We start from the raw sequence: 8,133 nt of genomic DNA, 5'->3' as shown, positions 1-8,133 counted from the left end.
TGGGACACCGCCGCTGCGGCTTCCAGAATGCCCTTTTCGGTAAAGGCGCTCAGCTCGCTGATGCTGACGGTGTTGGGGTTCGCCGTCAGTTTCAATGACGGGCGGCGGACGTCCACGCGGTTAAAGGTGGCTGCCGCGCCGTTCAGCACGGCATTGCCAGCCCACACGCCCCAATGGCCGTCTTTGGCCAGCTGCAGGTTATCGCCGTAGCCGTCAAGGGAGGTGATTTGCCACGGGAACGCCGGGTCGATATCGATAACCAGGTTACGGCTGGCGGTAAAGCGCTGGAGCGTCACGTTTTGCAGCCAGGCCGGCAGCGGGTCCATCCACAACTGTCTCCAGTTGCCCGGCAGGGTGTATTCCAGCCCGGCGATAGCGGCATCGTCGAGAACGAGGGCCTCGCCGCTGCGCAGCCAGTTGCCGGAGGTCCGTATCATGCCGCCTTCCCAGCGGGAGGTGAACTGACGCAGCGCGATGCCCTGCGGCGAGAACTCCGCATTGATAATCGGGTCGAGGAAGTGCAGTGAGCCATAGATAAAGTCGCTGGCGTTCATCGACAGCTTGCCGTCATCGCTTTGCCAGCCGCCGTTGCCGAGCGTCAGGTTGCGCAAGCTGAGGTCGAGGTCGGTCACGGCCCAGTCCGGCCCTTGCAGGCGGGCATCGGTCACTTCCAGACGGTTAATCTGTAGCGACGGTACGGTGGTTAAGGGGGCGAAAAAGTCCACCAGGGTTTTGTCGCTCTGCATCCGGATGTCGGTCAGTTGCAGGCTGTCGATAAGCCAGCTGCCGTCGGCGTTACGCCGCGCCACGCCGGACAGCGAGCCCAGCGCGATATCCGCGCCAATGGTGCCGAGCGTCACCTCGCCTTTATCAATACTGCCCTGAATCAGCACATTGGTGGCAGGGATGCCGTTGAGGGTCATTGAACCGGCGCTCATCTGGATCTGCGCCTGGTCGCCGAGCACATTGCCCGCTTTAGGTTGCCACGGTGCCACGCCGCCAGTGACGCGTTGGGCGCTCAGGTCCCAGCCGGTCTCCGGGCTGTTAAAGGCCATGTTGCTGAGGTGGAGCGTATCGGCTTCGAACGGGAACGGCGCGGTCGACGGCGACAGGTTCAGCGTGCCGTCGCGCAGCAGGATGGTGTCGACGTGCCGCAGGTCGCTCAACTGGCGGCTGCTAAGGCCGATATCCACACTTTTGGCGACCAGCGTCGCCGGTTTGCCGTTACGGCCAAAGGTCACGTTTTTCAACAGGATATGCGACGGCGACGAGAGGCTGTGATCCATCGCCTCAAAGACGAGATGGTAGCCGGTATTGCCGGATACCCACTGGCTGACCTGGCGCGCGCCCCAGCGCGTCTGCAGCAGGAAATAGAAAGCGAGAATCACCAGCAGCAGCGCTACCAGCAACCAAAGCATCAGCTTTCCGAGAAATTTCATCGTCTTCCGTCCCGTGAAGTGCACATAAGGGAGTTATGCACGATTTATGCGCAATGCTCAAGGAAGGAATGATGTAATTAGATTACACGACAGGGGTGGCAACCCCTGTCGTGTCGGGGATCAGCTCTTCTCTGGCGGGAAGACCAGATTCAGAACAATCGCCGTGATACCGCCTGCGGCGATACCGGAGGAGAGCAGGTTTTTCAGCCAGTCCGGGGCAAACTGCAGGATCAGCGGCTGCTGGGAGACGCCAAGACCCACGGCCAGTGACAGCGCGATGATAAGGATAGCGCGGCGGTTCAGCGGTTCGCGGGAGACAATACGCACGCCGGAGGCGGCGATGGTGCCGAACATCACCAGCGTCGCGCCGCCGAGCACAGGCTCGGGAATGTGCTGCACAAAGCCGCTCACTGCCGGGAACAGGCCAAGCAGGATCAGCATCAGCGCCACCACGAAGCCCACGTAGCGGCTGGCGACGCCGGTCAACTGGATAACGCCGTTGTTCTGACCAAAGCAGGAGTTCGGGAAGGTGTTAAACACGGCGGAGACAAATGAGTTGAGCCCGTTGGCCAGCACGCCGCCTTTCAGGCGTTTCATGTACAGCGGGCCGGAGACCGGTTGCTCGGAGACGTCAGAGGTGGCGGTGATGTCGCCGATGGTTTCCAGCGAGGTGATCATAAACACCAGCATCAGCGGCAGCAGCAGGCTCCAGTCGATGCCCAGACCATAGTACAGCGGCGTCGGTACGGTGATCAGGCTCTGGTTCGTCGGCGCGTTGCTTTCCGGCAGCATGCCCATAAACCACGCCAGCAGGTAGCCCGCCGCCATGGCGATCACCAGCGAGGCGATGCGCAGGTACGGGTTGCGCTGGCGGTTAAGGAGAATGATCAGCGCCAGCACCACACCGGCCAGCAGCAGGTTTTTCGGCGCGCCGAAGGTGTGATCGTTCATCGCCGCGTAGCCGCCGCCGATGGACGTCAGGCCCACCTGAATCAGCGACAGGCCGATAATCATCACCACCACGCCGGAGACCAGCGGGGTGATCACGCGACGAGCCAGGTGCAGAACGCGGGAGATAACCATCTCGGTGCAGCTTGCCAGCATCAGCGTACCGAACAGCGCCGCCATCATCGTCGGAACGTCCGCCCCGCCGGTTTTCAGCGCCGTGCCGCCCATAATCAGCGGCGCCACGAAGTTAAAGCTGGTGCCCTGAATCGACAGCAGCCCGGAACCCACCGGCCCCCACGCTTTGATCTGAATAATCGACGCCACCCCGGAAGCGAACAGCGACATGCTGATGATGTGCTGGGTATCTTCCGCCGGTAAGCCCAGCGCCTGGCAAATCAGCAGCGCAGGAGTGATGACCGCGACAAACATAGCCAGCAGGTGCTGGAAGGCGGCAAACAGGGTCTGCGGCAGCGGCGGGCGGTCTTCAAGGCGGTAGATGAGTTCGCTGTTCTGCGTCTGCGCAATCGGTTGCGCATTTTCAGATTCGATGGTGTTCACTGACATTTTCAGAGGCAATCCCGAGCTGGAAAAGGGGGGATTTTAACGGACTGCCAGGCAAAAGCAAACGATTGCTTTAAATAGTTTAATAATGAATAAAGAAAAGTGTGCTTATAGCGATTCTGCACGTTTTGTCGCAGAAATGAGCGAAGTCAGCAACTTTTTCTATCGTTTTTTGACGCATTTTGTTAAAAAACGGGCTCCTGATTCTTAAACATAAGAACTTCCCACTACAGGAAAGCATGGCACCTGCTACTGGACTATGCGTTAACAAGGAGCTATTCATGTTTCATCTCGATACGTTATCGACGCTTGTTGCGGCAACACTGGTGTTGCTGCTGGGGCGCAAACTGGTCCATTCCGTTCCCTTTTTGAAAAAATACACTATCCCTGAACCGGTCGCTGGCGGTCTGCTGGTGGCGCTGGCGTTGCTGGTGCTGAAAAAGAGCATGGGCTGGGAAATTGATTTTGATATGAGCCTGAAAGACCCGCTGATGCTGGCCTTTTTCGCCACCATCGGCCTCAACGCCAACCTCGCCAGCCTGCGCAGCGGCGGCAAAGTGGTGGGCACGTTTCTGATCGTGGTGGTCGGGCTGCTGGTGGTGCAGAATGCCATCGGTATCGGCATGGCGAAAATGCTGGGACTTGACCCGCTGATGGGGCTGATTGCCGGGTCAATTACCCTGTCCGGCGGCCACGGCACCGGCGCGGCCTGGAGTAAACTCTTCGTCGAGCGCTACGGTTTTGCTAATGCCACGGAAGTGGCGATGGCCTGCGCGACCTTCGGTCTGGTGCTCGGCGGTCTGATTGGCGGGCCGGTGGCGCGCTATCTGGTCAAGCACTCCTCAACGCCAAACGGCGCGCCGGAAGACCAGGCGGTGCCGACGGCGTTTGAAAAGCCGGATGTCGGGCGCATGATCACCTCGCTGGTGCTGATTGAAACCATTGCGCTTATCGCCATCTGTCTGACCGCCGGTAAGGTGGTTGCGCAACTGCTGGTGGGGACCGCCCTTGAGCTGCCGACGTTCGTCTGCGTGCTGTTTATCGGCGTGATTCTGAGCAACGGTCTGGCGATGCTCGGTTTCTACCGGGTGTTTGAACGCGCGGTGTCGGTGCTGGGCAACGTGTCGCTGTCGCTGTTCCTCGCGATGGCGCTGATGAGCCTGAAGCTGTGGGAGCTGGCGTCGCTGGCGCTGCCCATGTTGGCGATTCTGGCGGTACAAACGGTGGCGATGGCGCTTTACGCGGTTTTCGTCACCTGGCGCATGATGGGTAAAAACTACGATGCGGCGGTACTGGCGGCGGGGCACTGCGGGTTTGGTCTGGGGGCGACGCCGACGGCTATCGCCAACATGCAGGCCATCACCGAACGTTTCGGCCCGTCGCACATGGCGTTCCTGGTGGTGCCGATGGTCGGCGCGTTCTTTATTGATATCGTCAACGCGCTGGTGATCAAGCTCTACCTGATGCTGCCGATGTTTGGTTGATTTCGGTTGATAGTGCCGGGCGGCGCTGACGCTTGCCCGGCCTACGGAATGCTGTAGGCCCGGTAAGCAAAGCGCCACCGGGCTTTTTTACAGACTTACTGGTCGCGATCTTCCCACGCCAGCGCGCGGTTTACCGCTTTTTTCCAGCCGCTGTAGCGAACGTTGCGCTCGGTGGTTTCGATACCCGGGCGGAACTCACGCTCAATCACCGCTTTTTCCTGCAGTTCGTCCAGGTTCTGCCAGAAGCCGACAGCCAGACCGGCCAGGTAGGCTGCGCCCAGCGCCGTGACTTCACGCACTTCCGGACGCTCTACGCGCGTGCCGAGGATATCGGCCTGGAACTGCATCAGGAAGTTGTTCGCCACCGCGCCGCCGTCCACGCGCAGGGCGTGCAGACGAATGCCGGAGTCGGCCTGCATTGCTTCCAGCACGTCGCGGGTCTGGTAGGCGATGGATTCAAGCGTTGCGCGAATAATGTGGTTGGCATTCACGCCGCGGGTGAGGCCGAAAATGGCGCCGCGAGCATACGGGTCCCAGTACGGCGCGCCGAGGCCGGTAAAGGCCGGAACGACGTATACGCCGTTGGTGTCCTTAACCTTGGTCGCGAAGTACTCGGAATCGAACGCGTCGTTGATGAGCTTCATCTCGTCACGCAGCCACTGGATGGATGCGCCCGCCATGAACACCGCTCCTTCCAGCGCGTAGTTCACTTCGCCTTTCGGGCCGCAGGCGATGGTGGTTAAAAGACCGTTTTCGGACTTCACCGCCTTCTCGCCGGTGTTCATCAGCATGAAACAGCCGGTGCCGTAGGTGTTCTTCGCCATCCCTTCCTTCACGCACAGCTGGCCGAACAGCGCTGCCTGCTGGTCGCCCGCGATGCCGGAGATAGGAATACGGGTGCCGCCTTTACCGCCGATGTTGGTCTGGCCGTACACTTCGGACGACTTGCGCACTTCCGGCAGCATCGCACGCGGGATATCCAGCGCCTGGAGCATTTTGTCGTCCCAGTCGAGGTCGTGGATGTTGAACAGCATGGTACGGGAGGCGTTGGTGTAGTCGGTCACGTGCACGCGGCCCTGGGTCATACGCCAGATAAGCCAGGTGTCTACGGTGCCGAACAGCAGCTCGCCGCGCTTAGCGCGCTCGCGGGAACCTTCCACGTGGTCCAGAATCCATTTCACCTTGGTGCCGGAGAAGTAAGGATCAACCACCAGGCCGGTTGCGGAGCGGATGTACTCTTCCATGCCGTCGCGCTTGAGTTGTTCGCAGATATCCGCCGTACGACGGCACTGCCAGACGATAGCGTTGTAAATCGGTTTGCCGGTTTCTTTGTCCCAGACGATGGCGGTTTCACGCTGGTTGGTAATGCCGATAGCCGCCACCTGATCGGAACTGATGTCAGCTTTCGCCAGGGCTTCAATAAGCGTCGAGCTTTGTGAGGCCCAGATTTCCATCGGGTCGTGCTCAACCCAGCCTGGCTTAGGATAAATTTGTTCGAATTCACGCTGTGAAACGCTGACGATATTGGCGTCATGGTCCATAACGACGGCGCGGGAGCTGGTTGTACCCTGATCCAGCGCAACGATATATTTTTTCTCGGTCATAATGTGAAGTCCCGTAGTCAGATTACAGCGAAGCGTTGTGTTGCGTAGAGTTGGTGGCGTCCTTCTCTTCCACCACGCAGACATCGCACGGCAGATGACGGCCAATCAGTTTGCGGTAGCAGAACGCGCCAAGCGCGGCGCCCACCACCGGTGCCAACAGCGGTACCAGGAAGTAAGGGATATCTCTACCGCCCGTGAAGGCAATGTTGCCCCAGCCTGCCAGCCATGCGAAGGCTTTTGGACCGATGTCACGTGCCGGGTTCATCGCAAAGCCGGTCAGCGGGCCCATGGACGCGCCGATGACCGCGATCAGCAGGCCGATCAGCAGCGGCGCCAGCGGGCCGCGCGGAATGCCGTTGCCGTCGTCGGTCAGCGCCAGGATAACGCCCATCAGGATAGCGGTTATCACCATTTCTACCGCGAAAGCCTGCACAAAATTGATATGCGGATTCGGATAGGTTGAGAATGTACCGGCTAATGACAGGCTGTCGGCGCTGCCGCGCACGATATTATGGGTATGCTCGAAGTCGATAAAAAGATTGTAATAAAGCCCGTAAACTAACGCTGCCGCGCAAAAAGCGCCGGCAAATTGAGAAATGATGTAGGGGACAACTTTACGCCCGTCGAAACAGGCAAACAGCCACAGAGCAATGGTCACCGCTGGGTTAAGATGCGCGCCGGAAACCCCTGCGGTCAGGTAAATGGCCATCGCCACGCCCAGACCCCAGATAATGCTGATTTCCCACTGACCGAAAGTGGCGCCCGCTACTTTGAGCGCCGCAACGCATCCAACGCCAAAAAAGATCAACAACCCGGTACCAAGAAACTCGGCAATACACTGGCCTTTTAAGGTTGATGTTTGACTCATGATCGGATCCTGAAGACATAGTAGTTATTAGGCCGGAAAACAGCCTTGTGTGCATGGAGGTCGAAGACGACCATGTTGCCGTGTAGGCATAGTGTTAATTTATCGTTAACGAGCAAAAACGAGAAATATCGAAATTAAAATCTGTGGGTCTCGTCAATAAAATGCGCGTTTTCGCGCGGAGAAGCGCGTTTTGCCGTCTCGCGAAAATGAGAGCTGAATCATTTCATTAACCGAACCATTAACAAATTATCGATAACGGGAACGAAAACGCCAGGTCTTGACTGAAAAGTGTTGCAAACCGCAATCTGCGCGCCCCGGCGCTGGACAGGCGCGGCGTGGCTTCATACAATCGGGAACATTGTAGTGCGCTTATTTTCGTTAAGGCGTCGCCGAAGGTTCGGGACGAGAGTCGATAAACCGATTGAGGTTTGCTATCAACGCCTTGCATATTCAGGAGAGGTATGACGATGTCATTAGAAGTGTTTGAGAAACTGGAAGCAAAAGTACAGCAGGCGATTGATACCATCACATTGCTGCAGATGGAAATCGAAGAGCTGAAAGAGAAGAACAACTCGCTGTCGCAGGAAGTACAGAACGCGCAGCAGGGCCGTGAGGCGCTGGAGCACGAAAACAGCCAGTTGCGCGAGCAGCAGCACGGCTGGCAGGAACGCCTGCAGGCGCTGCTGGGCCGCATGGAAGAAGTCTGATTCCCGAAGCCCTCTCACCTGTGAGAGGGCTTTTGCTTTCCACTCTTTATACCTTCACGTTATAGCCAATCTTTTTTTATTCTTTAATCATCTGTTTCCTTTCTGGCAGGCTACCTTCATCACATCACAACATGAAGAGAGCGGTCGATGAACAAGTGGGGCGTGGGGTTAACTCTGTTGCTGGCTTCCGCCAGCGTTCTGGCAAAGGACATCCAGTTATTAAACGTGTCGTACGATCCGACGCGCGAGCTGTACGAGCAGTACAACACAGCGTTTAGCGCGCACTGGAAACAGCAGACCGGCGACAACGTGGTGATTCGCCAATCGCACGGCGGCTCCGGCAAGCAGGCGACCTCGGTCATCAACGGTATTGATGCTGACGTGGTGACGCTGGCGCTGGCCTATGATGTTGACGCCATCGCTGAACGCGGCCGTATCGACAAACACTGGATTACACGCCTGCCGGACAACGCCGCGCCCTATACCTCAACCATTGTTTTCCTGGTGCGTAAAGGCAACCCG

7 protein-coding genes are annotated in these 8,133 nt (G+C 58.3%); 3 read left to right on the top strand and 4 right to left on the bottom strand.

Annotation, left to right across the window (positions count from 1 at the left end):
• Together JO226_RS11440 and xanP are read right to left on the bottom strand one after the other, a co-directional pair.
• Window positions 1-1,439, bottom strand: a 1,439-nt coding sequence (locus JO226_RS11440; protein WP_293581000.1) for an AsmA family protein, incomplete at its 3' end; no start/stop codon positions are given.
• Between the two features lie 120 nt (window positions 1,440-1,559).
• Window positions 1,560-2,951 (bottom strand): xanthine/proton symporter XanP, encoded by a 1,392-nt coding sequence (gene xanP, locus JO226_RS11435; RefSeq protein ID WP_293580998.1) that lies wholly within the window; start codon window positions 2,949-2,951, stop codon window positions 1,560-1,562.
• 278 nt (window positions 2,952-3,229) lie between these two features.
• On the opposite strand from xanP, the gene gltS reads away from it, so the two are divergent.
• Window positions 3,230-4,432, top strand: coding sequence for a sodium/glutamate symporter (gltS, locus tag JO226_RS11430; RefSeq protein WP_293580996.1), 1,203 nt, complete (start codon window positions 3,230-3,232; stop codon window positions 4,430-4,432).
• Window positions 4,433-4,527: 95 nt separating this feature from the next.
• Here the strand turns inward: gltS and glpK are convergent, their stop codons facing one another.
• Window positions 4,528-6,036: a glycerol kinase GlpK gene (gene glpK, locus JO226_RS11425; protein WP_293580994.1), complete on the bottom strand. Its 1,509-nt coding sequence runs from the start codon at window positions 6,034-6,036 to the stop codon at window positions 4,528-4,530.
• Window positions 6,037-6,058: 22 nt separating this feature from the next.
• Window positions 6,059-6,904 carry an MIP/aquaporin family protein gene (locus JO226_RS11420; RefSeq protein ID WP_293580992.1) on the bottom strand — a complete coding sequence of 282 codons (846 nt, stop codon included), beginning with the start codon at window positions 6,902-6,904 and terminating at the stop codon, window positions 6,059-6,061.
• Between the two features lie 461 nt (window positions 6,905-7,365).
• Here JO226_RS11420 and zapB point away from each other — a divergent pair, with 461 nt between their 5' ends.
• Both zapB and JO226_RS11410 read left to right on the top strand, forming a co-directional pair.
• Window positions 7,366-7,611, top strand: a complete 246-nt coding sequence (gene zapB, locus JO226_RS11415) for a septal ring assembly protein ZapB (RefSeq protein ID WP_125452050.1) — start codon at window positions 7,366-7,368, stop codon at window positions 7,609-7,611.
• A 147-nt stretch (window positions 7,612-7,758) separates the two neighbouring features.
• A partial coding sequence (locus JO226_RS11410) for a sulfate ABC transporter substrate-binding protein (protein WP_293580990.1) occupies window positions 7,759-8,133 on the top strand: 375 nt, incomplete at its 3' end.

It is taken from the genome of Pluralibacter sp. (assembly GCF_019237635.1).
Lineage (GTDB): Bacteria > Pseudomonadota > Gammaproteobacteria > Enterobacterales > Enterobacteriaceae > Enterobacter_B.
Note: the sequence above shows the minus strand (reverse complement) of the source record. Positions and strands in the feature narration are given on the sequence as shown.

Coding starts and splice junctions, on each gene's coding strand:
- glpK (WP_293580994.1), bottom strand. CDS start 6,036: ATGACCGAGAAAAAATATATCGTTGCGCTGGATCAGGGTACAACCAGC.
- gltS (WP_293580996.1), top strand. CDS start 3,230: ATGTTTCATCTCGATACGTTATCGACGCTTGTTGCGGCAACACTGGTG.
- zapB (WP_125452050.1), top strand. CDS start 7,366: ATGACGATGTCATTAGAAGTGTTTGAGAAACTGGAAGCAAAAGTACAG.
- JO226_RS11420 (WP_293580992.1), bottom strand. CDS start 6,904: ATGAGTCAAACATCAACCTTAAAAGGCCAGTGTATTGCCGAGTTTCTT.
- xanP (WP_293580998.1), bottom strand. CDS start 2,951: ATGTCAGTGAACACCATCGAATCTGAAAATGCGCAACCGATTGCGCAG.